At 40.5% G+C, this 25,201-nt stretch carries 26 protein-coding genes; 22 read left to right on the forward strand and 4 right to left on the reverse strand.

The genetic code is table 11. The annotated features are described in order from the left end of the window. The 3 genes from T344_RS0104110 to sufU are packed head-to-tail and all read left to right on the forward strand — an operon-like array spanning position 1 to position 2,726. The gene (locus T344_RS0104110) at positions 1-1,089 is read left to right on the forward strand and encodes a SufD family Fe-S cluster assembly protein (RefSeq protein WP_027627651.1); all 1,089 of its coding nucleotides are present in this window, start codon (positions 1-3) and stop codon (positions 1,087-1,089) included. Continuing rightward, positions 1,079-2,311, forward strand: a complete 1,233-nt coding sequence (locus tag T344_RS0104115) for a cysteine desulfurase (RefSeq protein ID WP_027627652.1) — start codon at positions 1,079-1,081, stop codon at positions 2,309-2,311. Before T344_RS0104110 ends, T344_RS0104115 begins: the two co-directional genes overlap by 11 nt. Continuing rightward, on the forward strand, positions 2,298-2,726 hold the full coding sequence (gene sufU, locus T344_RS0104120; protein ID WP_027627653.1) for a Fe-S cluster assembly sulfur transfer protein SufU: 429 nt from the start codon (positions 2,298-2,300) through the stop codon (positions 2,724-2,726). The genes T344_RS0104115 and sufU overlap by 14 nt, the downstream gene beginning before the upstream one ends. 97 nt (positions 2,727-2,823) lie before the next feature. Here the strand turns inward: sufU and T344_RS0104125 are convergent, their stop codons facing one another. Next, complete coding sequence (locus T344_RS0104125) at positions 2,824-3,504, reverse strand: DUF421 domain-containing protein (protein ID WP_027627654.1); 681 nt, start codon at positions 3,502-3,504, stop codon at positions 2,824-2,826. A 364-nt stretch (positions 3,505-3,868) separates the two neighbouring features. Between T344_RS0104125 and T344_RS27530 the strand changes: the two genes are divergently transcribed. Further along, entirely contained in the window at positions 3,869-4,174 is a 306-nt protein-coding gene (locus T344_RS27530; RefSeq protein WP_242842026.1) for a hypothetical protein, read from the forward strand. 286 nt (positions 4,175-4,460) lie between these two features. On the opposite strand, the gene T344_RS0104135 is transcribed toward T344_RS27530, so the two are convergent. From T344_RS0104135 to T344_RS27535, 3 genes are all read right to left on the reverse strand, one after another. Beyond that, positions 4,461-5,327 carry a helix-turn-helix domain-containing protein gene (locus T344_RS0104135; RefSeq protein WP_027627655.1) on the reverse strand — a complete coding sequence of 289 codons (867 nt, stop codon included), beginning with the start codon at positions 5,325-5,327 and terminating at the stop codon, positions 4,461-4,463. A gap of 12 nt (positions 5,328-5,339) precedes the next feature. Beyond that, a complete protein-coding gene (locus T344_RS0104140; protein WP_027627656.1) occupies positions 5,340-6,206 on the reverse strand; it encodes a transglutaminase-like domain-containing protein in 867 nt (288 codons plus the stop codon). A 145-nt stretch (positions 6,207-6,351) separates the two neighbouring features. Then, positions 6,352-6,768, reverse strand: coding sequence for a helix-turn-helix domain-containing protein (locus T344_RS27535; protein WP_027627657.1), 417 nt, complete (start codon positions 6,766-6,768; stop codon positions 6,352-6,354). 226 nt (positions 6,769-6,994) lie between these two features. Here T344_RS27535 and T344_RS29605 point away from each other — a divergent pair, with 226 nt between their 5' ends. The 18 genes from T344_RS29605 (at position 6,995) to T344_RS0104235 (ending at position 25,101) form a co-directional block, all read left to right on the forward strand. Next, on the forward strand, positions 6,995-7,807 hold the full coding sequence (locus T344_RS29605) for an ankyrin repeat domain-containing protein (protein ID WP_027627658.1): 813 nt from the start codon (positions 6,995-6,997) through the stop codon (positions 7,805-7,807). Between the two features lie 38 nt (positions 7,808-7,845). Next, positions 7,846-8,127: a YciI family protein gene (locus T344_RS0104155; protein ID WP_027627659.1), complete on the forward strand. Its 282-nt coding sequence runs from the start codon at positions 7,846-7,848 to the stop codon at positions 8,125-8,127. Positions 8,128-8,666: 539 nt separating this feature from the next. Continuing rightward, the gene (locus T344_RS0104160) at positions 8,667-9,479 is read left to right on the forward strand and encodes an Fpg/Nei family DNA glycosylase (protein WP_027627660.1); all 813 of its coding nucleotides are present in this window, start codon (positions 8,667-8,669) and stop codon (positions 9,477-9,479) included. Between the two features lie 63 nt (positions 9,480-9,542). Next, the gene (locus tag T344_RS29610) at positions 9,543-10,250 is read left to right on the forward strand and encodes an HAD family hydrolase (protein WP_051571568.1); all 708 of its coding nucleotides are present in this window, start codon (positions 9,543-9,545) and stop codon (positions 10,248-10,250) included. Between the two features lie 45 nt (positions 10,251-10,295). After that, positions 10,296-12,854, forward strand: coding sequence for a PEP/pyruvate-binding domain-containing protein (locus T344_RS0104170; protein ID WP_027627661.1), 2,559 nt, complete (start codon positions 10,296-10,298; stop codon positions 12,852-12,854). A 51-nt stretch (positions 12,855-12,905) separates the two neighbouring features. Then, entirely contained in the window at positions 12,906-14,450 is a 1,545-nt protein-coding gene (locus T344_RS29615; protein WP_051571570.1) for an NHL domain-containing protein, read from the forward strand. Continuing rightward, on the forward strand, positions 14,443-14,703 hold the full coding sequence (locus tag T344_RS27555) for an acyl carrier protein (RefSeq protein WP_034860605.1): 261 nt from the start codon (positions 14,443-14,445) through the stop codon (positions 14,701-14,703). Before T344_RS29615 ends, T344_RS27555 begins: the two co-directional genes overlap by 8 nt. Before the next feature lie 65 nt (positions 14,704-14,768). Further along, positions 14,769-15,674: an SDR family NAD(P)-dependent oxidoreductase gene (locus tag T344_RS27560; protein ID WP_051571572.1), complete on the forward strand. Its 906-nt coding sequence runs from the start codon at positions 14,769-14,771 to the stop codon at positions 15,672-15,674. 13 nt (positions 15,675-15,687) lie between these two features. Further along, positions 15,688-16,617, forward strand: a complete 930-nt coding sequence (locus T344_RS0104190) for an NHL repeat-containing protein (protein ID WP_027627662.1) — start codon at positions 15,688-15,690, stop codon at positions 16,615-16,617. A gap of 12 nt (positions 16,618-16,629) precedes the next feature. Then, positions 16,630-17,937 (forward strand): B12-binding domain-containing radical SAM protein, encoded by a 1,308-nt coding sequence (locus tag T344_RS27565; RefSeq protein WP_051571574.1) that lies wholly within the window; start codon positions 16,630-16,632, stop codon positions 17,935-17,937. A 49-nt stretch (positions 17,938-17,986) separates the two neighbouring features. Continuing rightward, complete coding sequence (locus T344_RS0104200; RefSeq protein ID WP_027627663.1) at positions 17,987-19,156, forward strand: thiolase family protein; 1,170 nt, start codon at positions 17,987-17,989, stop codon at positions 19,154-19,156. A gap of 41 nt (positions 19,157-19,197) precedes the next feature. Then, entirely contained in the window at positions 19,198-20,412 is a 1,215-nt protein-coding gene (locus T344_RS0104205) for a beta-ketoacyl-[acyl-carrier-protein] synthase family protein (protein ID WP_027627664.1), read from the forward strand. A gap of 2 nt (positions 20,413-20,414) precedes the next feature. After that, positions 20,415-21,386, forward strand: coding sequence for a beta-ketoacyl synthase N-terminal-like domain-containing protein (locus T344_RS0104210; RefSeq protein WP_027627665.1), 972 nt, complete (start codon positions 20,415-20,417; stop codon positions 21,384-21,386). Between the two features lie 4 nt (positions 21,387-21,390). Continuing rightward, positions 21,391-21,639 (forward strand): acyl carrier protein, encoded by a 249-nt coding sequence (locus T344_RS0104215; RefSeq protein WP_027627666.1) that lies wholly within the window; start codon positions 21,391-21,393, stop codon positions 21,637-21,639. Then, positions 21,636-22,079: an ApeP family dehydratase gene (locus tag T344_RS0104220; protein WP_027627667.1), complete on the forward strand. Its 444-nt coding sequence runs from the start codon at positions 21,636-21,638 to the stop codon at positions 22,077-22,079. Before T344_RS0104215 ends, T344_RS0104220 begins: the two co-directional genes overlap by 4 nt. Continuing rightward, positions 22,072-23,238 carry a beta-ketoacyl synthase N-terminal-like domain-containing protein gene (locus T344_RS0104225; RefSeq protein ID WP_027627668.1) on the forward strand — a complete coding sequence of 389 codons (1,167 nt, stop codon included), beginning with the start codon at positions 22,072-22,074 and terminating at the stop codon, positions 23,236-23,238. The genes T344_RS0104220 and T344_RS0104225 overlap by 8 nt, the downstream gene beginning before the upstream one ends. Positions 23,239-23,278: 40 nt before the next feature. After that, positions 23,279-23,794, forward strand: a complete 516-nt coding sequence (locus T344_RS0104230; protein WP_162178021.1) for a beta-ketoacyl synthase N-terminal-like domain-containing protein — start codon at positions 23,279-23,281, stop codon at positions 23,792-23,794. Between the two features lie 5 nt (positions 23,795-23,799). Further along, the gene (locus tag T344_RS0104235) at positions 23,800-25,101 is read left to right on the forward strand and encodes a B12-binding domain-containing radical SAM protein (protein ID WP_027627670.1); all 1,302 of its coding nucleotides are present in this window, start codon (positions 23,800-23,802) and stop codon (positions 25,099-25,101) included. The last annotated feature ends 100 nt before the right edge of the window (positions 25,102-25,201 follow it).

The raw sequence follows: 25,201 nt of genomic DNA on the forward strand, positions 1-25,201 counted from the left end.
ATGGAAAAAAATATTTTGGGAAAAATCAATAGGCTGCAGATTCCCACATGGAATGCGCTGAAAATAAATGATACCTCGGTGATGATTGCATTTGAGGAGATGTCCGCTTACACGGGGAACCCGCTGCAAAAGGAATATGCGGGGATCCGGATCAGGAAGGAAGCCCCGGCTGAGCTTCGGGGGAGTGCGCCTGCCATACTCGGTGACACTTTGGGCTATGTGCAAAGGCTCTGCAATTACAAATTGCATATTACAATACCGGAGGGGTTTACGGCGAAGGAGCCGGTGATCCTGAACTTTTATCTTGACCGGGACAACGCATTTTTGTCGGATGAATTATTCATCAGCGCTGAAGCCGGAAGCAGCGCGAGCATTATTTTACGATATATGTCGGACGGAGGCTCGGACTGCTTTCATTGCGGGTATACGACACTTGACGTGAAAGCGGACTCCAGCATACGGTTGATAAAACTGCAAATGCTGGCCGAGAATCACATGGGCGTTGACGCGACAGAGATAAATGTGGAGGCCGGCGCAAATGCCTCTGTAGTTTTAGCCGAGCTTGGAGCAAAAAAATCCGTTTCAGGCTGTAGTGTGCAGCTCGCCGGAAACAGCGCGGCCGGTGACTTGGACAGCGTTTATATTGTGAACCATGAGCGGGAACTGGATATGAACTATCGCATTGAATATCGGGGTGAAAATACGCAGGGGAGCATCTCACTCCGCGGCGCGCTGCTGGACAACGCCCGCAAGACGGCAAAAAGCACACTGGACTTTATCTCCGGCGCGGCGGGCGCAAAAGGCCGGGAAGAAGAAAGTGTGCTGGCACTCAGTCCCCAGGCTGTCAATCTTTCGGCGCCGCTGCTCTTATGCGGTGAGGACAACGTGGATGGCCAGCACGCTACCACCACAGGAAAGATTGACGAGGAGAAGCTGTTTTATTTGATGAGCCGCGGCATCGACGAGAAAGAAGCGCGCAAGCTGATCGCGCTGGCATCATTCAGCTCTGTTTTGGAAAAAATAGAGCCGGAAAACCTGCGGGAAGAAATAACCGCGTCAATACAGGAGGCGTTAAACAATGCGGACTAACTATATGGATGACTTTCCAATACTGAAAAACAGCACGGCGGGCGGTAAGCCGCTTGTATACCTTGACAACGCGGCCACCACGCAAAAACCCGCACAGGTAATTGAAGCTGTTAAAGAATATTACGAGCAATACAACGCCAATCCTCATCGCGGCGCGTATCCCCTGAGTGAAAAGGCAACGGAAGTTTATGAGGCTGCGCGGGAAAAGGTCGCGGAGTTTATCGGTGCGGACAGCCCGGAGGAAATCGTATTTACCAAAGGAACCACCGAATCACTCAATCTTGTGGCAAGCTCCTACGGGCTGGATAACATCCGGGAGGGCGACGAAATTTTGATCTCCATTGCGGAACATCACAGTAATTTGATTCCGTGGCAGGCCGTAGCAAAAACAAGGAACGCGCGGCTCCGGTATCTTTACACCGATGAAAATGGAAAGCTGCCGCTGGAAGAAATCTCCGCGAAAATAAACGCCCGCACTAAAATCGTTGCTGTTACACAGGTTTCCAATGTGCTGGGAATCGTCAACCCTCTTGGGGAAATTGTCAGAAGGGCCCGTGAAGTTGGTGCGGTCGTCGTGCTGGACGCGGCACAGGGCATTCCGCATATGCCGGTTGATGTGCGGGCACTGGATGTGGACTTCCTGGCGTTTTCGGGGCATAAATTGTACGCTCCGACGGGTATCGGCGTCTTGTACGGAAAAAAAGAGCATTTGCGTAAAATGCAACCGCTTCTTTTCGGCGGCGGAATGGTGGACGATGTGAGTGAACAGGCCGCAACTTTTGCGGAAGGTCCATCAAAATTTGAAGGCGGTACGCAAAATGTGGAGGGCGCGGTTGGCCTGCACGCGGCCATTGATTATCTGGAAGGCATCGGCTATGAACGGATTGGACAGATTGAAAGTAAACTGACACAATATGCGCTTACACGGCTTCATTCCATTCCTCATGTTACAGTTTATGGCAAGGAAAGCGGAAATAACCGCGCAGGCATCATTTCCTTCAATATTGATGGAGCGCATCCGCACGACGTATCGACGATACTCAGTGCGGACAATGTGGCGATACGGTCAGGACACCATTGTGCTCACCCGCTTATGCGGCATATGGGAGTGAACGCTACCTGCCGGGTCAGCCTTTGCTTTTACAACACAAGGGATGATATTGATATTCTGATAGAATCCATATGCAAAGTCAGGGAGGTGCTGGGACTTGAACTTAAATGAGATTTATACGGAAGTTATTACCGAGCATAGCACATCCGCGAGAAACCGCAGGCATCTGGAGCAGGCCAGCGTTACCCTTGCGGGAAAAAATCCAAGCTGCGGCGATGAAATAGAACTGGAGCTTCTGGTCAGAGATGGGAAAATTGCGGACGCTTCTTTTACTGGTGTGGGGTGCGCGATTTCACAGGCGTCGGCTTCTATGATGATTGATCTGGTAAAAGGTAAATCCTTACCGGAAGCGAGGCAGCTCGCGGAATTATTTACCGCAATGATACAGCGTAAAGTAACAAATGACCGGGATTTGGAGCCGCTTGAGGAAGCCACCGCGTTAAAAAGTGTTTCAAATCTGCCCGCGCGGGTCAAATGCGCAGCTATGCCGTGGCACACCCTTGAAACAGCCATAGAGGGTTTATAGTATTAAGTATTATTAATTAGATGAAACAAACTTCTCATAGCTAATTTTTTAGGCCAATATTTTATAGTACCTATAAAATATTGGCCTCGCACTAAAATTACTTTTTTTGAATAAATAATGTACCATCCTCAGATAATTCAGCATAAAACACCTGCTTTATGGCTGTAATACCTTGTTTGGACAGTTCTTGCGTAAGCCATGCTTCTGTTTTCCCAAACTCCAAAAGATTTTTTGTTATTAGTTTTCCGTCGGTAATCAACTCACCTGGCAAATGGGATGGATTTTGTGGCTGCAAACCTATGTTTTCCAATAATACTGATTGTTTAGGGGCTTTTTTAACAATGCTCAATTCGCCGTGGGGCTCCAGGATGGCATACCAAACATCCCGGACAGTGAACACATCCTTTTCACGCAATAGCATAGTTAAGTCATCCATATTCAGCCGCATTTTGCGTAACTCTTTGACTTGAATTTCACCACGCTTGATCACAATGGTGGGTTCACTATCCAGCACGACACGCATAAACGGGATTTTTAATCCGACATATTCTACTACGAAACTGAAAATACCCCAGAGTGTCACGCCTATAATCTCTTCCACGAACTCAACACCGCCATGAATAACCATTTCGCCAATCATGCTGCCGAGAGTGATTCCGGTAATATATGTGAATATGGTCATCTGACTGAGTTGCTTTTTGCCCGTGAGGCGTGTAAACAGTAATAGAATTGCGAAACCGATTAATGTTCTGGCGGCCGCGTTTAAGAGTTCGTTCAAGATAAATCACCTCTTAATGGTGATTGTGCCCAAAATGGAACGACGGTATTCTTTTGAGAATGTCCAATATCGGCTGCCGTTTCTATACTAAAGTCCCCTATTTAGCCAGACTTGAGCATTTTAGTTTTTGGAAGTTATACTGATGTCCATCGTAGAAACCTCACATTTTTGATGAAAAAAGAAAATAAAAAGATTAGAGTTGCTGCTTATTGTCGCGTCAGTACTTTTGGATCGACTCATCTACGCAGTTTGGAAGACTCAGATAGAAACTTACAGAGAACGAGAGATTAATATATGCATTTTGAAAATGAAACTAAGATTTAATCAATGTAAATACGGAATTTAAAAAGGGTGATATTCTGAATTGTTTTTGTGTCCCAAATATCTTCCGCGCAGCCTCTGCCTGCCCCAGAACAATTACAATTTCACCATCTACAGGTATATCCATGGCACAGCTGAAAATCTCGGTTGGGTCAAGGACGAGAAGAATGCGGAAATCAGAGCGAAATTTAAAAGAATCTTCGACTGGTTCGATGAAGTTGGTGACGAAGACAATCCGAACTCAATCGTTCTGCGTATCACCCTTACAGAGGGTACTATTACTGACAACGAAAAAAAATACGGTGAACGGCAGTATGAAGTTGATTTTATCCATAAAATGGCGAAGTAAATAAATTTAGAATATAGCAACGAATAAGTAAGGCATCCTACGCCCAAGTTTTGTAGTGTGCTTTGCTTATTTTTATTATGAGTTCACATTCACCGTCATCTGTATTACTATAAATTCAAACTATACTAACAAATGAATCCTTCCGCTAAAGCCCCACAGCTTCAAAAGGCATCTTTATTGACTGTTCAACACACGTAAAAACAATAATAATGATGACGAAATGTGGTTTTGAAGTGAAAACGGAGCAAAAATAGGCTGAAAAAATAGATAGTGCGTCATCCCTCAGTCATTTCATGTTTTTTGAGGATATTGGCACATATAGGTCTGCGGTGAGTACTCCCTGATTATAATAGTAATATTCAATATCGTGAGTACCGGCATGCTCATATTCTGATTCAATAAGCCATACCGAATATATATAATCCCAGGTCTTTTGCACACTTTCGGTTATTGGGCCAAGGGTTTTGAAAACAGCATAAAACGAAGGGGCCAGTCTATATAGCTCCATATTCTCAGGGACATGGCTCGTGGAATTCACCTCATGGCCTATCATATACTCAAAAAATTCTCCGTCAGAAAATATGCAAACGCCCATACATTCATCTGCAAACTTCCGCTCTGTAATTTTTTCACCTTCCTTTTCGACATACCACTTATTCCACAGCAGCGGTATGTCCTGAAGGTTGCTCCCATCTGCCTTCATTTTTGATTTTCTGCCTGCTATGTATCTCTCCGGAAGCTTCCTGTATAGGGGAGACAACCCCTCTTTCATTAGTTTATAATTAAACATCATGTAATCGAAATTCATGGGCTCCCTTATACAGTAGAGCAATTTCCTGTTTCGTACTTCAGAGGGATTTCTTCCATAAACTTTTTCAAAGGCCCTGCTGAAGGCTTCCCTTGATTCATAGCCATATTTTATACCAATGTCCATAATAGGCCTGTCGGTATATACCAGCTCCTTTGCCGCCTCCGTTATTCTTCTTTTCCTGATATAGTCCTTGAGAGAATCTCCTACTGCACTTTTAAAAATACGGTGGAAGTGATAAAGAGAGTAGCCTGCTTCTTTTGCGATATAAGATAAATCAATTTCCTCATATAAATGACGCTCAATATAATTTATAGCTTTTTCCAGGGAATATATATAGGACATATAAACATCACCTTATCCGTGGCTAATTGTAACTTCACTAAAATTCTCAGGTACTTTAATCTTACCATTGGTTTGGACATATTTGTACAGGGCTTCAAAATTATTGTCGACATTTACGGTAAGCATGGATAAGTCATCCATAACCTTATAGTCTCTTTCTGTCCATTCTTTCATGGGAAGGCTCTTATATCCTTCCCATGAATCCCAGGGCTGCATAGGTACCTTAAGTAATGAATTGGCATCAAGAATTAGATTGCATCTTAAATAATCATATCCCCACCATTTGAAAATGCCGAACAAGTCAGGATTAAAGACTCCTTCCCGACACAGCAACCAGGCTTTTGGAGCAGTGATAAAATAATTCTCACTTACATCCAGAGGATCAAAAGTCAGTTCAAGAGCTTTTTGCTGAAGAACATCCAGTTGCGCATCCACCATTAACCACTTTTTCTTCTCTTCATTCCAATATTCAAGTACCCAGTGGTCGATATACTTGCCTTTTTCAAAGTAGCTCGCGAAGCCGCACCTTGCTCTGGCAGGTATACCGGCTTCACGGCAAAGTGCCACAGCAGCTACTGAAAAGTCACGGCATATGGATACCATTTTATTTTCATTTGTTCTATGCTCGGAAACGTGAATGAAACCCAGCTCATTCAAAAAAACAAGTTTCTCTTCGAAGCTCCGCAGTAACGGTTCCTTCTTTCTTTCCTCGCTGAGTTCCAAGCCATAAGCTTTGCTCCAATGCTGATGCAATAGAATATTTTGTACGTAAGAGACAATAGTTCCGATATCCTTTGGTATATCCGTAACCATATGTTTCATGGTTTTAATTTCTGTCATAACATCATGCTCCTGATAAAGCTTAAGAGTATCTTTCATTTACAGTCACTCCTTTTTGCGTTTTTTCTCTGCAATAATATAATTATAATGTACTATTCAATAATGATGGGTGACATTTTGTGCGGTTTATAAAATATCTGCCGCCGGTTGAAAAAGTCACGGCAGAAAGTCCTGGGTGCAGGATTTACTGCATGTCGGTTCTGCGGAACAGCTGCTCTCGGTATTCCAGGGGAGTTAACCCTGTCAGCTCTTTGAAAACCTTGCAGAAATACTTGTCATTTTCAAAGCCTGTTTCGGCAGCAATTTCATAGTTCCGCTTCAACGGGTTTGACAGAAGCTTTTTTACTTTCTCAATTTTTAGTTTCTGGAGATACTTGACGAAAGAATATCCCGTTTTCTTCCGGAAAAGAGAACTGAAATAATTACTGTTCATTGACACCTGATTTGCAGCCATATCAAGACTTATATCCTTGTTAAAATTATTCTCCATATATCGGATGGCATAGCCTATCGTGCTATTATCACCGGTCTCCTTATACAGCTTCCGGTCTGTTTTTATTATCCTGCAGAGCATTTCTTCCATTTTATTTCTTAATTCCATAATAAAGTATTTAAACTTTTTGTTGATGACGATCCTCCCGTGGATATAAATGCAATACGGAATGTCATCCGGCATAAAAATGCAAAGATTGTATATTGATACTGCAAATATTGGAAAAATATAGTATAATTAGAATGGTTATTCCGAATAACCCGAGTGTTTTTTTATAGGCTGATCATAGTAACTCGACACAGTGACGAATCGGAATTTGACGGAGGATGGAAAAATGGGAGTTACATTTTTTCTTGGATTTATAATATTATTGATCATAGCTGCATTGATGCTTATTTCACTAATAATTGGTATAATTCTGCTTATTGCCGGAAATATAAAGAAAAAGAAATATCAGTCTAAAGGCGAAAATAAAAAAAGTCCTAAGATCATGATTGGCATAGGAACAATAATGACGGCAATGCCGATAATCATAGTAATTATTTTTTGTACTCTTGGGGGACTGGCCTCACTGGAGGAAGACAGAAGGGAAAAATACTTTTTAGCTAATGCAGTAACCAATGAGGACTACGAACTTCTTAAACAATTTCTTGAAGGGGGCGTTCCTGCAGATTCCAATGATTATAAGCTGATTGGAGGAAATTTTATATCGGATGAAGGTTATGCAACACCTCTTTGGCTGGCATGCGGCGCAGGAAATTATGATATGGTTAAGCTGCTGCTTGAATATGGAGCTGATCCTGACAGAGAGGGTCCTAATCGTAGTACGCCGGTTGAGCAGACTATCGGTAATGGTCATTATGATATTTTAGAATTACTTCTGTCAAAGGGGGCAGATCCAAATTACAGGAATTATGCAGGGAATGTATATCTTGTTTGGGCATGCAGAGCGGGAGAGGTAAAAGCAGTGGAACTATTGCTTAAATATGGAGCAGATCCGGATGTGACTGATTCAGATGGTGTGAAATTATTGGAATACGAGGATACAATATATAAATACATTCCTGAGTATAATACTCCGCCTGCTGATGAAAAGGACTGTCTTGCCATTATTGATTTACTTAAGGAATATGGTGCGGAAAAGTAATTGATGAAAAGAATCTTCAGATCAGAGGAGGCCGGACAATGACGTATGTATATTTGATGAACAATGTAAAGCCAATAAATAAGGAACTCATAAAGAACCATGTGGAACACTTGAAAAAATTAAAGAATCAAGCTAAACTTGTATTTTGCGGACCTTTTACGGATTACCCCGGAGGAATGGTCATCTTTTTGGCAGAAGATTTGGCCGAAGCAACGAATATTGCAAAGTCTGATCCTTTCATAGCTTCAGGATGCAAATCTTTTGAAATCAGAACACTGGAGCCTGCCAATGACGAGAACAATTATCTGTTGGAAGAGTAAAAAAGCATTTCCATTAGTGCCAGCCGGCAAAGCAATTGCGAATATCCCTGCCGCCATGGATCTACCAAGATTCAGGCGGTATTTTTATTTCCTTCAAGGCACACGGAGAGTATAGTTCTGATGACATATAGTATTTTATAAAAAATACTTGACTGTATAATCAACCAAGGACAATATTTATAGCTTTATAGCCGCTATTTTTGAAATGTAAAAATAAAAATAGACAGAAAAACCAAAAAAATAGAGGTTTTGTTTCAAAAATCGCCATATTAACTAAGTGGAAATTAGTTTTTCATTCAAGGTTTATATTTAATGTAAAAAAAAATTGATTTTTTGGAGAGAAAATAGTAATATATATAAGTAAAGGAAGAAAATTCAAATATTATAATACTTTTTAAAATTTTGGGAAAATATGCTAAAAATTTTGGATCAGTAATTATTTAGTAATAAAAGTTCTTTCGTTAGGTTTTGGATTAATAGATTAAATGAAGTGCTCTTGCCAATATTTCCCAAAACAATATAACTTATGAGGTAATAATATGCCGGAATTACCAGAGATTTATAACCTGGCAATGCAATTAAACCGAGAGATTACAGGTAAGAAAATAAAAGAACTCGAAGTAAGACAGGAGAAATGTTTGAACATTTCTGTCAGTGACTTAAGGATATTGTTGACCGATCAGATTGTAAAGGCTTGTGAAGCTAAAGGGAAATGGATTTTTGTAAGGTTCGAATCGGGGGCTTATTTATTGTTAAACCTTGGTATGGGGGGGAACCTTTTATACCACAGTAATATTAAAACATTGCCGGAAAAGTATCAGTTCAGATGTGATTTTACTGACAACTTTTATCTTACAATAAGCTTTTGGTGGTTTGGCTACATTCATGGAGTAAAATCTGGTGAACTTATTTTTCACAAAATGACAAACACCCTTGGATTATCGCCTTTCGACAAAGCAGAATTTACCTTTGAAAGATTTAATGCGTTACTTGCCGACAAGAGAGGAAATATCAAGTCCTTTCTTCTGGATCAGAGGAACGTAGCAGGTATCGGAAATGTATATATTCAAGATATCCTATTTAAGGCAGGGCTACACCCGAACCGGAAAATACCTGATATTACACCGGAAGAGAGAGTTCTCCTTCATTATGTAATAATGGATTATCTGAAATCTGCTGCTGAATTGGGCGGATTGGCATATGAGAAAGACATTTATAATAAAAACGGGTTAGTTAAAGAATTTCTTGTAGGCTACAGAGAAGGAAAAGAATGCCCTAAATGCGGTATTCCGATAGAAAAAATTAAAGCAGGATCGACCGCTTCATTTATATGCCCCCATTGCCAAAGGTAGTACTTATGAAAGTACCACAGGAATGTTTTAAATTTAAGGAAGAAAGTTAAAAATGGGATTGTTATGAATAGAGGGAAAAAGGCAATATGCTTTGATTATTATATGACTTTGGTGAGAATGGATGAGCCATATGGGATGGTAAAAAAGTGGATTTTCGAATTTATTAACGATAACCATTTTAACGTAGACAGTGAAAAATTTTATAGTAAATTTACAAGAAATCGTGCAATTTTAGGTACAAAACCTGATTTCAATCTTAGTATTGATATACATACCATCAGTCTAAAAAATACCTGCGAGTATTTTGGTATACAACCATTTGATGAAATGTTCAGATGCTTCATCGAAGGTCTTTTTTCATCACCGGAGGCGTACGAAGATTCTCATTACATACTGAGTCAGTTAAGGACGGAATACAAAGTAGGTCTCTTTACAAATGCAGATAATTATATTCTTAACCGGTCAATAAGCAGGAATGAATTCACCTTTGATTTTATTTGTACATCGGAAGATGCAAGGAGCTATAAGCCAGATCCCGGATTTTTTGAATATGCTATGCAGTCTATAGGTATGAAGCCAAATGAGCTTCTGATGATTGGAGATTCCATGGTGGATGATATTTATGGTGCAGGCAATTCCGGAATTGAAACAATATGGGTTAACAGGAATGGACAGGCTTTGAATGAGGAAATAGCACCGCCTCTTTACTGTGTAGACAAATTAAGTGATATCCATAACCTGCTTCAAATGATAGAACATAGAAAATATTAAGTGGAATAACAAAAGGTAAACCTGAAACAGAGAGGTATGATTAATATGACTGACTATATTTTTCACCTTGGACAAATTTCATTGAGCAATAGCAGGGATGTTGGTATGAAGGCAGTCCGTCTAGCTGAGCTGCACAGAAAAGGGTTAAGAATACCGGATGCATATGCGTTGACTGCGGGTTTATTAAATGATGTTTATTGGACTGATTCTTTAAATAATCTTCAAGCTCAAAAAATTCAGGATCAAATATTGCAGTTGGACTTTCCGGAAAATATCCGCGATGGAATTCGGAATGTATGGGAAGAACTTTCTTCTGGCGGGAAATACCCGATTATAGTGAGATCTTCCGGGATAGATGAAGATAGTGATAATACCTCATGCGCCGGCATATATGAAAGCTTTCTGAATATAAGGACATATAGTGATGCTGAGCTTGCGGTAAAAAAATGTTGGGCATCGTATTTTTCTGATCATGCAATAAAGTACAGGAAGGATAATGAAATTAATTTTAATGGTATCGGAGTGATACTGCAGGTTATGGTTGAAGGAGAAAGCTCCGGTGTCTTTTTCACAGTGAATCCAATATCATTAAATAAGGAAGAATTGGTTATTGAAGCATGTAAAGGGTTGAATATAGGGGTGGTGGACGGAGCAGCAGCAACGGATTATTTTCTCATAAACCGCAGAGGAGAGGTACAGGAGGATAGAATAGGGAAAAAAACCCTGAAATATACAGCGGGTAAAAGATCATTTGATATCGAGGTAGACACAATTTCAAAGAATCAATGGTATGAACCTGTATTGACAAAGCAGAAAATTAAGGAGCTGACAAATACAGCTTTAGAAATAGAGCGTATATATGAAATGCCTTGTGATATAGAATGGACAATAAAAGGAGAGGATATATATATTTTGCAGACAAGACCGGTAAGCCGGTATGCAAAGGAGGAGAAGGCAAGCGATATTTTATATGACGATAATATAGAAGATCATTTGGAATGCAGCCTGCTGGACAGGTTTTCGGAGGCCGCAACAGTCTGTTATTTGTCATTGCTCCAATGTTGGCAGAGTAATGTGTATCTTAGTTTTTATAATAAGCATAAAGGTAGCTTTTTTAAGGAAAAACCGTTAGTGTTCCTGTTTAATCGGGTTTACTGGAATTTTAAATTTCAAAGAGAGAATTACGACAATGTACCGTTTAAAAAGAAGGGCTTAATGAATTTATATAAGAAGCTGAAGATTATCAGGCTTATGTTATTAGGATATAAAAACTGGTATAGAAGATTAAACAAATATGACAGGCTTATTATTAATTTTAGTGATTTCAACCTTACAAAAATGAGTATTAGTGAATTACGGCTAAAGCTCCAGAACGTAATTGATGTATTTTGTAATTATATCGGAAGGGATCATTACCAGTTTCTAGGGCTGGCTCAGGTATGCTATAACCTGTTGGACAGCGAACTATATGATATGCCTGAACGAAAAAAGATAATTGATCTGGTAAAATCAGCAGAAGCAAAAAATATAACCGTAAATGTAAATAAAGAGCTTTTTGAACTGGCAGAATTGGCTCACAGTGATAGCGGCACATTGCAGCTGTTTTTACATAAGAGTGCAGATCAGATATACGGTGAGCTGGTGTTAAACAGCATATACGGATTGTTTAAAGACAAATTTGACTCTTTCATTCAAAAGCACGGACACCGCGGAACCGGCTGTGATGATTTATATTATCCGCACTGGGTGGAGGAGCCGTCTTATGTGATTGAGATTATTAAACAGTATTTGATAATAAATAGTAAGGAAAATGTACTAAAGAAGGATAACGCGGAAGAAAACAGCAATTACCGGGAAAAGGTACTTGAATATTCTAAACAGCTAAACAAGAGTAAATTTAAGCAGTATATAAAATACAGAAAATTTCTTTGGCTGATTAGGCTTACGGCTGAGTACATGGCATTAAGGGAAAACCAAAGGTATTACTTTGATAAAAGCTGGGTTCTCATCAGAAAAATAATGCTGGAAATTGGAGAGAGACTGAAGACAAAGCACATTATTCCGGATAAAAATGACATATTCCACTTAACTATCGACGAAATTTATTCCGTTTGTGACATGGGTTCAAATGATTGTGAAAAGGATTATAAGCGGATTACCGCGTTAAGAAAGAAAACCTATGAAAAAAATATGAAAATTACTCCCCCGTATTTGATAAAAAGTATGGATTTGTATAGATTGCAGAAATCCGGTGGAAAGAAAAGCTACAAAGCGGTTGGTATCAGTCCGGGAAAAGCGATAGGAAAGGTCAGGATGGTAGGTTCAGTCAAAGATTTGGGAAATGTTGAACAGGGAGATATTCTTGTGGTATCCAGTTTCCATCCGAGCTGGACGCCTGTTTTGAGTGTTGTGAGCGGAATAATTATGAACTATGGAAATATTTTGTCCCACGGGGCTGTTGTTGCTAGAGAATATAAGGTACCGGTGGTAGTTTTTAATGATGTTGCTACAAAGATGCTCACCGAGGGCCAGTGGCTTGAGATAGACGGCACAAACGGGAGAATACGGGTTGTTGAAACCGGAGAAGCAGCACAGTACGTGTAGAAAGACTGAACGTGCCGACAAGACTTGTAAGTGGAAAGGGTAGAAGATTCGATGATTAACTGGCCATTGGATGAGATAAGGAAGCATATAGGAATGGCTGAAACTTACAGCATAATTTCAATTGACCTTGACAATTTGATTAGATACTGTCAAAAATTTGAACCGGATGAAATACATGGCATAGTAGAAAATATAAACGAATTTTTTCGTAATTATTTGCCTTACAATTCACATATCTGGAAGTCTGACGGCGATGAATACCTTATATGTATACCGTACACCTCAAAATATGAGCTGGAACCGATCATAACCGATGTGAAAAAAAAGTTTCGAAGGCAAAAGTTTGCAGCTAACTGCAAGCGGGAGTATGCAAACGTTTCAATGACCTTTAGTGCAGGAATTTCCATGTATGCTGAAGACGGAGAAAGCCTGTACGGGGTAATCAAAAAAGCGAATGTTGCACTTTTTCTCGCAAAAGCATACTGGCGTGATAAAGTATTCCTTTATCCAAGGCAGGAAAAAGGAAATTCCAGTCGCATATTATTCGATTTGAATGCGAGAGTAGATGTGGTGTTGGGACAGTATGGCGAATATGGATTCTTGGACAGCAAGGCGGAAAAATCCTCCGTGCGTTTATGGGAACCTCAGGCAATTGATATTGATGATGAGGGTTGTATTTACATTGTTGACCAGGATACACATTCAATTTTAATGTATGACGGTGAAAGGTACGTAACACGGATAATCGGTAATGGAAAATTTGGCTATACAGGAGACGGTGGCAAGGCGGTACAGGCAAGCCTGAATAAGCCCACTGGGCTGAGTTTTTATAAAAATAAACTGTACATTTCTGATACACAGAATAATGTTGTCAGACTGTACGATATGAGAAGTGGCATTATTACAACAGTAGCAGGCACAGGTGAGGCAGGTTATGAAGGAGACGGCGGTTTGGCAACAAGGGCGAAATTGAATAAGCCAAGCGGAGCGACTGTGGATGAATATGGTAACCTTTATATTATTGATTTCGGCAACTTTGTTATAAGAAAACTGGATCAAAATGGCGGAATAACAACATATGCGGGGACAGGAGAGCATGGTTATAACGGAGACGGCAAACCTGCTTTGGATACGTCCTTTTCGGAAATTTACGGGATAGATATTGACAGGAAAACCGGAGACATATATCTGGCGGATTATAGTAATCATCGTATCCGCAGGATTGATGGGATTACGGGGATTGTCCAGACGGTGGCTGGTACCGGAATAGCAGGCTACAGCGGAGATGGCGGACTGCCGTGGGAAGCAAGCATTAACCGCCCGGAGGCAGTGCATGTGGATGGAGCTGGAAACATATTTATTGCTGAGTGCTCAAATAGTTGTGTACGTATGATTCCTTCAGATAGGAACCTTATTTATACACTGATAGGTGACGGTACAGCAGGTAGCAGTGTTGAAGAAGACATAATGGGATTTCGCCTTTCAAATCCGTGTGGGTTGAAAACAGATAAAAAAGGCAGGTTATATATTGTTGACGGAGCGAACAGCCGTATTTGCAGATTAACATTGAATAGAGGGGGTTATGTAAATGAGTGAAGTCATGACGATTGAGGAAAAAATTAAAAAAATTATTGTTTCAAAGGTAAGGGATGAGGAAAAGGCAAGGAGCCTGGAGTATGGTACTCCCCTTCTTACACTTGGAATTGATTCAATCCTCGCATTATCTATTTTAGTTGAGGTAGAAGAGGAATTCGATATTGAGATTGACGATGCAGATCTTAATATGGACAGGTTACGGAGCATTGAATCCTTCTCAGCACTTGTAAAGTTATACTTGGACAGAAAATGATTAGTATTTATCGGTGTAAAGCACAGTAAAGGGAATACTGATAGGTCATACAAGTGGAGGTTGACATGAAAGAAACTGATTTTAAGAACCAGGTCGTAGTAGTTACCGGTGCAGGACAGGGATTGGGAAGGGCATATGCTGAGCTTTTTGCATCGCGTGGCGCAGCAGTTGTGGTAAATGATACAGGATTTGGTGAGGACGGACAGGCCTTGGCAGATAAAGTGGCTGAATTTATCAGAGCTTCCGGCGGAGAGGCAGTATCAATTAAGGAGTCGGTTGCTGAGAGAGACTCGGTAAAAAGAATTGTGGAAGGCACATTACAGCGTTACGGAAGAATTGATGCATTAGTTCACAATGCAGGCATTGTCAGAGACAGACCAATTTTGGAGATGTCGGATGAGGCTTTTAATAATGTATTGAATGTACATTTGTATGGGTCGTTCTATCTGCTTCAGGAGATACATCCTGTAATGTGCAGACAGGATTACGGGAGAATTGTTTTAATTACCTCAAGTGCTGCCCTTCATGGGGTGGCAACCCAAACAAATTATGCCGCTGCCAAAGCTGGTATTTTCGGATTGGTACAAGCCTACAAGGAAGAATTGTCAGGCAGGAATATCCAGTGCAACATGGTTGCTCCATTGGCAGTAACACAGATGACGTCCGAATCCATTAATCCTGATTTCCACAAATTTCTTAAGCCTGAAAAGGTGGCCCCCATGGTCGCTTACCTATGTTCAAAGGAATGTACATTTTCAGGATGCCTTTATGCGGCAGGGGCAGGATATTACGGAAGGATCGGTATATTCTGGAGTAATGGAGTATATTTTAGCAATGATACCGTAAGTATCGAAGATATTGCTGAAAACCTTGAAAAAATATCTGATATGAAAAATAGTACGCACATATCATCAAGCATACATTCTGCAAGAAAATTTATGCGTAATGTTTTTAAACAAATAAACAGTTAAAGGAGAGATTTAAATGTTTAAATGGTCATCGGTAAGAGTATTATCGGAGCTTGAAGGCGATTTGAAATTCCCGACAGGAATCTGCTATGAACCTGTCCATAAAAAAATATACATAGCAAATATGCGTAAACAAAATGTTCGCTGGCTTAATACGGATACAGGAGAAAAGGGAGTACTCCCGGTTCAAATAAGGCAGCCATATAAGGCAGACAGGATAGGGCAACCGTTAGGCATAGGGATTAGTCCCCAAAAAGGCATACTGATAGCGGATATTGTAAATAATGACATATTACTTCTGGAAGAAGGCAGCGATATGTGGGTTTCAGTAATAAAAGGCGTTAATAGCTTTATTGATGATTCAGGAAAGGAAATTTTGGAACCCATGCTAAATATGCCTGGGGGAGTGACCACTGATACCGAGCATAATATTTATATAAACGATTTTTTGAATAACAGGCTTAGGAAAATAGATAAGGATGGAAAGCTATCAACATTAACCGGTGATATGGATTCAGGCTATGAAGACGGTGAGTTGGAGCTGGCGAAGATAAATAAACCCTATGGTGTTTTCTATGGAAATGACAAATTATACTTTGTTGATCAGGGAAATAATCTGATACGGTATATAGACTTTGTCACCGGAAAGGTTCAAACGGTAAAGCCTCAGAGCAAAGAAGTTCGTATGGATACACCGGTTGCAATGACTATCGACCCTGACGGTAATATATTTATAAGTGAGAAGAACCGTATTTACTGTATTAATGCAAAAACAGGGGAGCAGACGGTAGTTCTGGATAATGAGATATGGAAAACGCTCTCTGAACGTTTCGTCATAAATGACGAGCTGAGTTACATTAGCGCGCTTGTAACACCTGATAGAGGCCGGCTTTACTGGGTTGATTCAAATAAATCCATGGCCTACAGTGCAGATTACTCTATTTAAGGATGTGTAAAAATGAGAACTGCTTTGATTGTACCCAGGAATACAATTATCTCAAGTGATAAATTTGAGGACAGCCAGTGGGAGGAAACATGGGAATTCAAATCACGAAAACGGCTATGGTCCTGTCCGAGCTTAAGCCTTTTAACGGTTGCGGGTATGTTGCCCCAAAGCTTTTCTATTGATTATATCGATTTGAACTATGACACGGAAATAAACGGCGACTATGAGCTTGCGCTGTTTTCACCTTCAACCTCTCAAGCCAACCAGGCATATCTTTTAGCAGACGGACTACGCAAAAAGGGTACGAAGGTAGTTATGGGAGGGCCGCATGTTTCTGTATTGCCGGAAGAGGCTTTACAGCATTCGGATTCCGTATTTATAGGTGAATCGGAAGAAACATTTCCTATTTTCCTAAAGGATTTGAAAAAGGGAGCACTCAAAAAGGTATATGCAGCCGAAACTTATCCGGATTTAGCTTTAAGTCCCTCTCCAAGATATGATCTGCTTGGAGCATATGACTATAAAAGCGTTCCGATACAGTTGTCAAGAGGGTGTCCTCACCAATGCGAATTTTGCATTTCATCACAACTGTATGGTAAAAAATACAGGCGAAAATCCATACAGCAGGTGTATAAAGAAATTGAAGCAATATTGAGTGTCAGGCCAAAGCCGTTTATCTTTTTTACGGATGATAATATGTTCCTGGATAAGGAGTATTCACTCAGAATATTAGACCTCCTTAGGAGCTTGAATGTCCGGTGGTATGCCTTTACAGATGCGCACATAGCTGATGACAGGGAGTTTTTGGAGGTAATTGCGAAATCAGGGTGTTCAAGGCTTTTGATTGGTTTTGAAAGCCTGACGGCTGAAAATCTTATTCAAATTAATCCTTCCTTATGGAAGATGAAAAGATGCCAGGATTACAAAAAAATTATTGAGACAATTCAGTCTTATGGCATTGGAGTAGTAGGCAGCTTTGTAATTGGGCTGGACGATGACAAGGAAGACGTATTTGACAAAATAGAGGAATTTGTATTGGAGACAAATCTATATGCCACAAATATTACAATCCTTACACCTTTTCCGGGAACAAGACTATATAAAAGATACAAAGAAATCAACAGGCTTTTTGATACTGACTGGTCAAGATATAACGGGTTTGAATTGACATTTGACTTCAACAATATGAAAAAAGAAGATTTTGAAAAGAAATTTTTCAAACTTTACCAAAATTTGAATTCAAAAGAAAGAATAACAAATGTCCTAAACTATTTTAAGAATGTTCTTAATGAAAAAAATAAGATAAAAGGAAGTACATAATGCAAAATGAAGCTGGTAGAGTCGCTAGTGCAGCGGAGTGGAGGTAATTATGAAAAATGCTGTTGTTGTTTCGGCACTGAGAACTCCGATAGGCAGAGTTCCGGGGAGTTTTTCAAGTTTTAGTGAAGCGGGACTTATGTCACATTGTATGAAAGCGGTGGTTACTTCATCAGATATCGAAAGCCGCCTTATTGATTGTGTGTATGTAGGCTGCAGCTATCCTCCTAATAGCTATAACGTTGCCCGGAAGTCTTTGCTTGATGCAGGGTTGCCCCAAACTATTCCCGGGGTGACAATAAACTGCCATTGCAATGCTTCTTCAGAGGCTTTGGTACAGGGGGCCAATGCTATCGCCACAGGAGATCACGAGATTGTATTAGTAGGTGGCGTGGATTGTATGAGCAAATCCTCTAATTCAATCGGCATACTGAAACGAAACATAAAAGCCATGCTTAGAAATCAGCTGCCTTCTTTTGATTCAATAGATGAGAACTATGATGAAACTCAGGTTAATATTGTATCGGAAGTGCTAGCAAGAAAATACGGGATAAGCCGCAGGGAGCAGGATGAGTTTGCTTGCAGAAGTCATCAAAAGGCGGCACATGCATATGATAAAGGTTACTTTAATAAAGAAATTTTACCTATTGATGTTGAGTTTGAAGGGGTAATCAAATCGGTTCGCCGAGATGAAAATATCCTTGAAAACATAGATATTGAAGCAGTGATGAATGAGGGTTCAATATGCTTGAAGGATGGAACTGTTACCCAGTTTAATTCTTCACATGTCGGAGACGGTGCAGCGGCCATGATTATCATGTCAGAAGATCGGGCGCGTAAGGAAGGTATAAAACCCATAGCCAAAATTATTAGTTCTTCCATTGTCGGAGTTGATAGAGAAAATATCGGCATGGGTGCATCGGCTGCAGCTGGTAAGCTCTTAAAGAAATTGAAAATGGAGATCAAGGATATTCAATTTGTAGAACTTAATGAGCCATTTGCGGGAATTGCGATTGCAAACCAATATATTATGAATATTGCTGATGACAGGTTAAATATTCAGGGAGGAAGTATAGGGTTGGGATATCCGGGCGGATGTACCGGTATGCGGATGTGTGTTACCCTGTTACATTCCATGCAGAGGCTCCAGAGTGAATTTGGGTTGGTTGCACTGAATTCAACAGGCGGTATGGGTCAATCTATTCTCTTTGGCTTGAGTTAAATCTGAATGATAGGAAACAGAAATTTACATGAGGTGAGGCTATGAACAATTGCGTTATAACGGGAATGGGAGTATTATCAACGGCAGGCTTGGGAAGTGAGGAGTTTTGGGAAACCCTTATGAATGGTAAGATTACATACGGTGAAATCGAGAATTTCAAAGATAATCCGAATTTCAGGATTAAAATTGGTGCGAAGATAATGGATGAATCTTGGAGTAAAGATTTAACCAGTGAGATGTTGGAGAAATACGGAAGGACATCCTGCTATGCAATACGGACGGCAATTTCTGCCATTAAAGACTCAGGACTTTCAAAGTCTGATATTTCAGATGCCCGCGTCGCAATTTGCATAGGAACAACAATGGGTGAAATACAGGTAGAAGAAAAAATCTCTGAGATCAGGCATGAAGATGGTATAAATGCAATTCCTCAATCATTGTTAGACAGCTATCGCACCGATATAATCGGACAAGCGGTAAAGGAGGCAATCGGTGCATCGGGACCTGTCTATGTAGTACCTGCCGCATGTGCCGCAGGTAATTACGCCATAGCACTTGGTAAGCGCCTGCTTGAGTGGAATATTGCGGATGTTGTGATTGCAGGGGGTGTAGATGTATTCTCAAGAGTGGCATTTACAGGATTTCAACGGTTATTGTCTCTGACTGCGGATCAGTGCAGGCCGTTCAGCAGCAATCGAAAGGGACTTGTCGTGGGAGAAGGCTGTGGGATGTTTGTAATGGAAGCGGGAAGACATGCAAAGGCTCGTGGTACCAGGGTATTGGGAGAGATCCTTAGTGTCGGCCTTACATCCGACAGGTATCATATGACAGCGCCGCACCCGGAAGGGGATGGAGCTGCCAGAGCCATGGAAAATGCAATCAGGGATGCGGGTATTTCAAAGAGAGATATTGATTATATTTCTGCTCATGGTACAGGTACACCTGCAAATGACAAGGTTGAATCAAAGGCAGTTATAAAGGTTTTCGGACAGGATTACGTACCACCTGTCAGTTCCATTAAATCAATGTTAGGTCACGCAATGGGTGCTGCAAGTGCCCTTGAATTGATAGCCTCCATTCTGATGCTTGAGCGTCAAATAATACTGCCTACTGTTAATTTTATAGAGGCTGATCCGGAATGCCCGGTAGATTGTGTTCCCAATAAACCAAGAGAAGCAAAGCTGGAATGTATTCTGTCCAATTCGTTTGCTTTTGGCGGACAGGACAGCAGTCTCATCGTACGGAAGGGGTGGTAGCAATGAGTGGAAAAAAAGTATACATAACAGGGGTAGGAGGCTTTACCGGAACAACCCCGGATAGTAATAACAATTTTAAAATTTTGGATGAAGAGTACGAACTATCCATTTCCGGCAGGCAGCTTCGCGGTGTAGACAGAGTAAGCAGGCTCTCCATTGCGGCGGCAGTTTCGGCAACCGGTAAATGCAATCTGAAAATGGACAGGAACAATGACAGGGAATACGGGCTTTTTTACGGTACTATATATGGGGCTTTGGAAAGTGTTCATGAGTTTGATATGGTATCGGTATCCACTGGTGCACTAAGTGTAAATCCAAGCCTTTTTCCAAGTACGGTACTAAACTCTCCGGCATGCCAGGTTGGTATACAATTGGCAATATCAGGTCCAATATATACTGTTTGCAGCGGCATCATGTCAAGCTTGGACGCCGTGGGGCTCGGGTATTTGTATGTACATTCACAGGCTGTGCCTGCGGCGGTAGCAGGAGGTGCGGAAGTGATTACAGAGATGCAGCAGCTGATGCATAAGGGAAGAAGCAGGCAGGGGGAAGCCGGTGGATTTATTGTCATGGAGACAGAAGATACCATAAACGATACTTCTTCTATTGCAGCGGAAATACTGGGATATTCAACAATAAATATCGGAGCCTCACAGACAAGTCATAGAATTGCAGAACTTGTTGTTGGGATGCTGGAGGAACGTGATTTAACATTTGGTGATATTCAGAAGGTTTACTATGGCTCATATCTGGACAAAAGCGTGGATAATGAGTTAATTGGCGGTTTACAAGACAGTTTGCATATAAAGGATAGGCTTGAACAGCTTGAAACCGACTGGATGGGTGCCAGTGGTGTAATACAGATAGTAACATCACTGAATAAGAATAAATGTGAAGACGGTAGAATCAATATTTTCATTAATATTGATGATATAAAATGTTCTGTAATAATATTGAAAAAAATAGGAGGGTAATACAATGAGTTGTGAACAGGAAATAAAAGGGCTTGTATCAGAAATTGTAGGGGTTAGTGCGGAAGAATTGCTGCCCGATGCATCATTTATGGATGACCTTGGTATGGATTCATTAAGGGCATTGGAAATTCTTGCGGCAATCGAAAATAAGTATGGGATAACCATAGAGCCTGAGCGTCTACAGGAAATGACCACACTGAATAATGTTATAAAGGTTTCAATGGAATATATCCCAAGTGTGAGGGCCGAATGATAAAGTATGATGAAATATGCGGGATTTTAAAGCAGAAAACGCCCTTTGTTTTTGTTGATAGGGTACTGGATATGGAGTTGGGTAAACGCATTACAGCTATCAAGTGCATATCTGGAGGAGAACTTTTTTCTGCACTTCATTTTCCTAAAAACTCTGTATATCCCGGAATTTTTATGATTGAATGTATTGCTCAGACTGCATCCATTTTATGCACGTTATCCGGTGAACAAAGTGAGATGGCTGAAGGGGAGTTTCTGGCTCTTGGTGGAATACAACGGTTACAATTTATGCAGCCGGTGAGACCGGGTGATACTATCCGGATTGAAGTTGAAATAATTAAGCAGGCACAGAAACTGTGTCTGGTTAAGGCACAAATACTTGTAGATATGCAGATAGCTGCGGAAGGTCAGCTATCATTTGGAGTAGTAAAAGATGGATAATAGAAAAGAACAAGTAGTTATTACCGGGGTAGGACTTGTATCACCGCTTGGATTGACGCTTAAGGATTTTTTTACCGGCCTGATAAAAAAAACGGACGTATATCGGGATATAAAAGTATTTGATTCACTAAAGGCGGTTAATCCAAAGGGTATGCAGGTAGAAGAGTGTTCTTTGGACTACCGGCCGGAAGAAATAATTCTCAATATGGGTGAGTGTGCAATACGCTCTGCAATTGCTGATAGGGGACTGGATACAGACAGCCTGAGTAATATAAGTCTTGTATTTGGTTCGGGACTGGGGCTGACAGACCAGTTATACTTTGAGGACAAGGATATTCATTATCTCTCTTCTTTGGGTGAAAGGCTTTGCGGAAGACTGGGACTTAAATGTGAAATTATCTATATTGCAAATGCGTGTTGTGCAGGGAGCCAGGCAGTTTGTTACGGGGTTGACTTATTGAGATATACTGATACTGATCTGGTGATTGCAGGAGGATTAGATATCCTGTCTCAGGCAGCGTATGCGGGGTTTCAAAGGTTGAATGCCATAGACCCTGATGGGTGCAGACCATTTGACAGGGAAAGAAAGGGAATATCTGTTGGAGAAGGAGCCGCATTTTTCACAATGGAAAGAAATACCCCTGATCTGAATAAAAACCGAAAGGTGTATTGTGCTGTTACAGGTTTTGGTATGACAAATGATGCGTATCATGTTGTGCAGCTGAAGCCTGACGGACTTGAAATTATCAGGGCTATGGATGAAGCTGTTCAATCGTCTGGGCTGAGTAAGGATGATATTGACCTAATTGTAGCACATGGTACCGGAACGGCACAGAATGACAGGGTGGAATCAGCAATCATAAGGACCTATTTTAATGAACAACTGGAGCATATTCATGTAACAACTCCGAAAGGAGCAATCGGACATACGGGAGGGGCATCCGGGGCCTTTGGCATAGCAACTGCTATAGGAAGCATTATATACGGTGAAGTCCCCAGTGTTACAAACCTGAAAACGATAGATGAGAATTTTGAGATTCCGTTGGTTTTTGAAGCGGTAAAAAAGACAATTAACACTGTAATGGTAAATGCTTTTGCATTTGGCGGAACGAATATTGTCGTAATATGTAAAAGTATAAATGAGGAGAGTCATGGATGAGATTGTAATTTCAGCAATGAGCTTTATTCTGGAAAAGGATTTGACAAATATTGATTTTGTGCATAGGGATTTAAGAGTAATGGATTATTTTACCCAAATGGCGGTTATTGCTGTTGATCAGCTATTGAAAAACGCAAAATCAGAAAATGATGTACATGAAAGAACGGGTATGATACTTACTACCAATACAGGGCCTTTTTCCTCAGTAAGGGAACTGAATATGCAGGTGAAGGAAAAGGGGCATATTGGAATTAATCCCAGCAAGTTTCCGAATATAATGCTTAGTACATCATTATCCAGAGCTGCTTCTACATTTCAGATAAAAGGGCCTACTGTAGCCAAGTACCATAGGGGGAGCATTGCGCAAGCAATTTTGTATGCTTCGATACAAATTACAAAAGGAAGCTCTGACCGGGTTATTGTGTTAAAAGTTGATGAGGGATATGCCGGCTTTGGATTACTGGTGGAAAAAGAAAAAACAGCCATGGAAAGGGGTGTAACCGCAAGGTTCAGATTAATTGACCGATATAAAGGTTACACAAGAAACGGTAGGTGAACATAATGAAATTAGCATTGATATCACCCAAAGGCGTGGCCATGGGTACGAACAAGGAAAACCAATCAACTGCGGAAATATATGAGGACTTAAACGGTATTGAGTCATTAAAGGAACTAATGTCCTGTGCTAACTCGCCGTTGTTGACAATTGCAGCTATTGTTGAGGATTATTTTGAAGAAATCACATACATAGATGAGGAAATAGAAAGCATACCATCTGAGGGCGATTATGATATTGTTGCAATGTCATTTATGACTCAGCAGGCATCTAGAGCATTCGAACTGGCAGAAATTTTTAAGGCAAGAGGATCATATCTGGTGTGCGGAGGAATGCATCCGACCAACTCTCCTGAAGAAACACTTCAATACTTTGATACCGTATTTATCGGCGAAGGTGAAATCACTTGGATTGAATTTATTAAAGACTATAAACGAAATAATCCGAAACAAATATATAAAAATACTCATGTTATTGACATGGAAACAGTACCAACTCCAAAATTTGAATTATTAAAAATGGACAAGTACAGAACCATTCCTATTCAAATTTCCAGAGGCTGCCCTCACAATTGTGAGTTTTGTGCATCAACCAAGGTTTATGGCCCAAAGTACCGTCACAAAAGTGTTGAAAAAGTTATGAAGGAAATAGAAATTGTCAAGAGCCTAAAGAAGAATCCGCATATATATTTTACTGATGATAATATGCTTGTAAACCGCAGTTTTTCTTTGGAACTTCTGGATGCAATGAAAGGCGGCGGCTTCCGGTGGATGACCCACACGGATATCAGCTTGGCCGATTATGATGAAGTACTCGGAAAATTATTTGATTCAGGGTGCAGAAAGCTTGTCATTGGTTTTGAGAGTATTAATCCGGATTCATTAAAAAACATTGAGAAGTGGAAATATAACCGCCTGACATCCTATGGAGAATCAATACAAAAGATTCAATCGTATGGTGTCGGTGTATGGGGAACATTTATCGTAGGACTGGATAACGATGACAAATCCGTGTTCCAGAGGGTTGTTGATTTTACAAATGATAACAACCTTTATGGAGCGATGATTTCCGTACCCACACCATTTCCGGGTTCGGGATTCTATTCGAGGCTAGAAGAAGAAAAAAGAATTCTGTCAAAGCACTGGGGAAGCTATACTCTGTGGAATGTTGTTATAAAGCCTGCACAGATGACTGTTGAAGAATTACGTGAAGGCTTTAAATATACCTTGGAGCAAATTTATTCAAAAGAGGCAGTAGCTAAAAGAATGGAATACTTCAAAAATGTTTATACAAATATGCGAAAGTAGTATAGGGGCCAGATGGAGGCGAAAATACACTCTTTGAAAACCGATATTTTATATTCGCAGATTTTCAAAAAGAATATTTGAGTCTTAATGAGCAGGACTA

Origin of the sequence: Ruminiclostridium cellobioparum DSM 1351 = ATCC 15832 (assembly GCF_000621505.1) — a bacterium.
Lineage (GTDB): Bacteria > Bacillota > Clostridia > Acetivibrionales > DSM-1351 > Ruminiclostridium > Ruminiclostridium cellobioparum.

Bases quoted from the DNA above. Each gene is read 5' to 3' on its own strand.
- T344_RS0104110 (WP_027627651.1), top strand. From the start codon at position 1: ATGGAAAAAAATATTTTGGGAAAAATCAATAGGCTGCAGATTCCCACA.
- T344_RS0104115 (WP_027627652.1), top strand. From the start codon at position 1,079: ATGCGGACTAACTATATGGATGACTTTCCAATACTGAAAAACAGCACG.
- T344_RS0104135 (WP_027627655.1), bottom strand. From the start codon at position 5,327: ATGTCCTATATATATTCCCTGGAAAAAGCTATAAATTATATTGAGCGT.
- T344_RS0104140 (WP_027627656.1), bottom strand. From the start codon at position 6,206: ATGAAAGATACTCTTAAGCTTTATCAGGAGCATGATGTTATGACAGAA.
- T344_RS27535 (WP_027627657.1), bottom strand. From the start codon at position 6,768: ATGGAATTAAGAAATAAAATGGAAGAAATGCTCTGCAGGATAATAAAA.
- T344_RS29605 (WP_027627658.1), top strand. From the start codon at position 6,995: ATGGGAGTTACATTTTTTCTTGGATTTATAATATTATTGATCATAGCT.
- T344_RS0104155 (WP_027627659.1), top strand. From the start codon at position 7,846: ATGACGTATGTATATTTGATGAACAATGTAAAGCCAATAAATAAGGAA.
- T344_RS0104160 (WP_027627660.1), top strand. From the start codon at position 8,667: ATGCCGGAATTACCAGAGATTTATAACCTGGCAATGCAATTAAACCGA.
- T344_RS29610 (WP_051571568.1), top strand. From the start codon at position 9,543: ATGAATAGAGGGAAAAAGGCAATATGCTTTGATTATTATATGACTTTG.
- T344_RS0104170 (WP_027627661.1), top strand. From the start codon at position 10,296: ATGACTGACTATATTTTTCACCTTGGACAAATTTCATTGAGCAATAGC.
- T344_RS29615 (WP_051571570.1), top strand. From the start codon at position 12,906: ATGATTAACTGGCCATTGGATGAGATAAGGAAGCATATAGGAATGGCT.
- T344_RS27555 (WP_034860605.1), top strand. From the start codon at position 14,443: ATGAGTGAAGTCATGACGATTGAGGAAAAAATTAAAAAAATTATTGTT.
- T344_RS27560 (WP_051571572.1), top strand. From the start codon at position 14,769: ATGAAAGAAACTGATTTTAAGAACCAGGTCGTAGTAGTTACCGGTGCA.
- T344_RS0104190 (WP_027627662.1), top strand. From the start codon at position 15,688: ATGTTTAAATGGTCATCGGTAAGAGTATTATCGGAGCTTGAAGGCGAT.
- T344_RS27565 (WP_051571574.1), top strand. From the start codon at position 16,630: ATGAGAACTGCTTTGATTGTACCCAGGAATACAATTATCTCAAGTGAT.
- T344_RS0104200 (WP_027627663.1), top strand. From the start codon at position 17,987: ATGAAAAATGCTGTTGTTGTTTCGGCACTGAGAACTCCGATAGGCAGA.
- T344_RS0104205 (WP_027627664.1), top strand. From the start codon at position 19,198: ATGAACAATTGCGTTATAACGGGAATGGGAGTATTATCAACGGCAGGC.
- T344_RS0104210 (WP_027627665.1), top strand. From the start codon at position 20,415: ATGAGTGGAAAAAAAGTATACATAACAGGGGTAGGAGGCTTTACCGGA.
- T344_RS0104215 (WP_027627666.1), top strand. From the start codon at position 21,391: ATGAGTTGTGAACAGGAAATAAAAGGGCTTGTATCAGAAATTGTAGGG.
- T344_RS0104220 (WP_027627667.1), top strand. From the start codon at position 21,636: ATGATAAAGTATGATGAAATATGCGGGATTTTAAAGCAGAAAACGCCC.
- T344_RS0104225 (WP_027627668.1), top strand. From the start codon at position 22,072: ATGGATAATAGAAAAGAACAAGTAGTTATTACCGGGGTAGGACTTGTA.
- T344_RS0104235 (WP_027627670.1), top strand. From the start codon at position 23,800: ATGAAATTAGCATTGATATCACCCAAAGGCGTGGCCATGGGTACGAAC.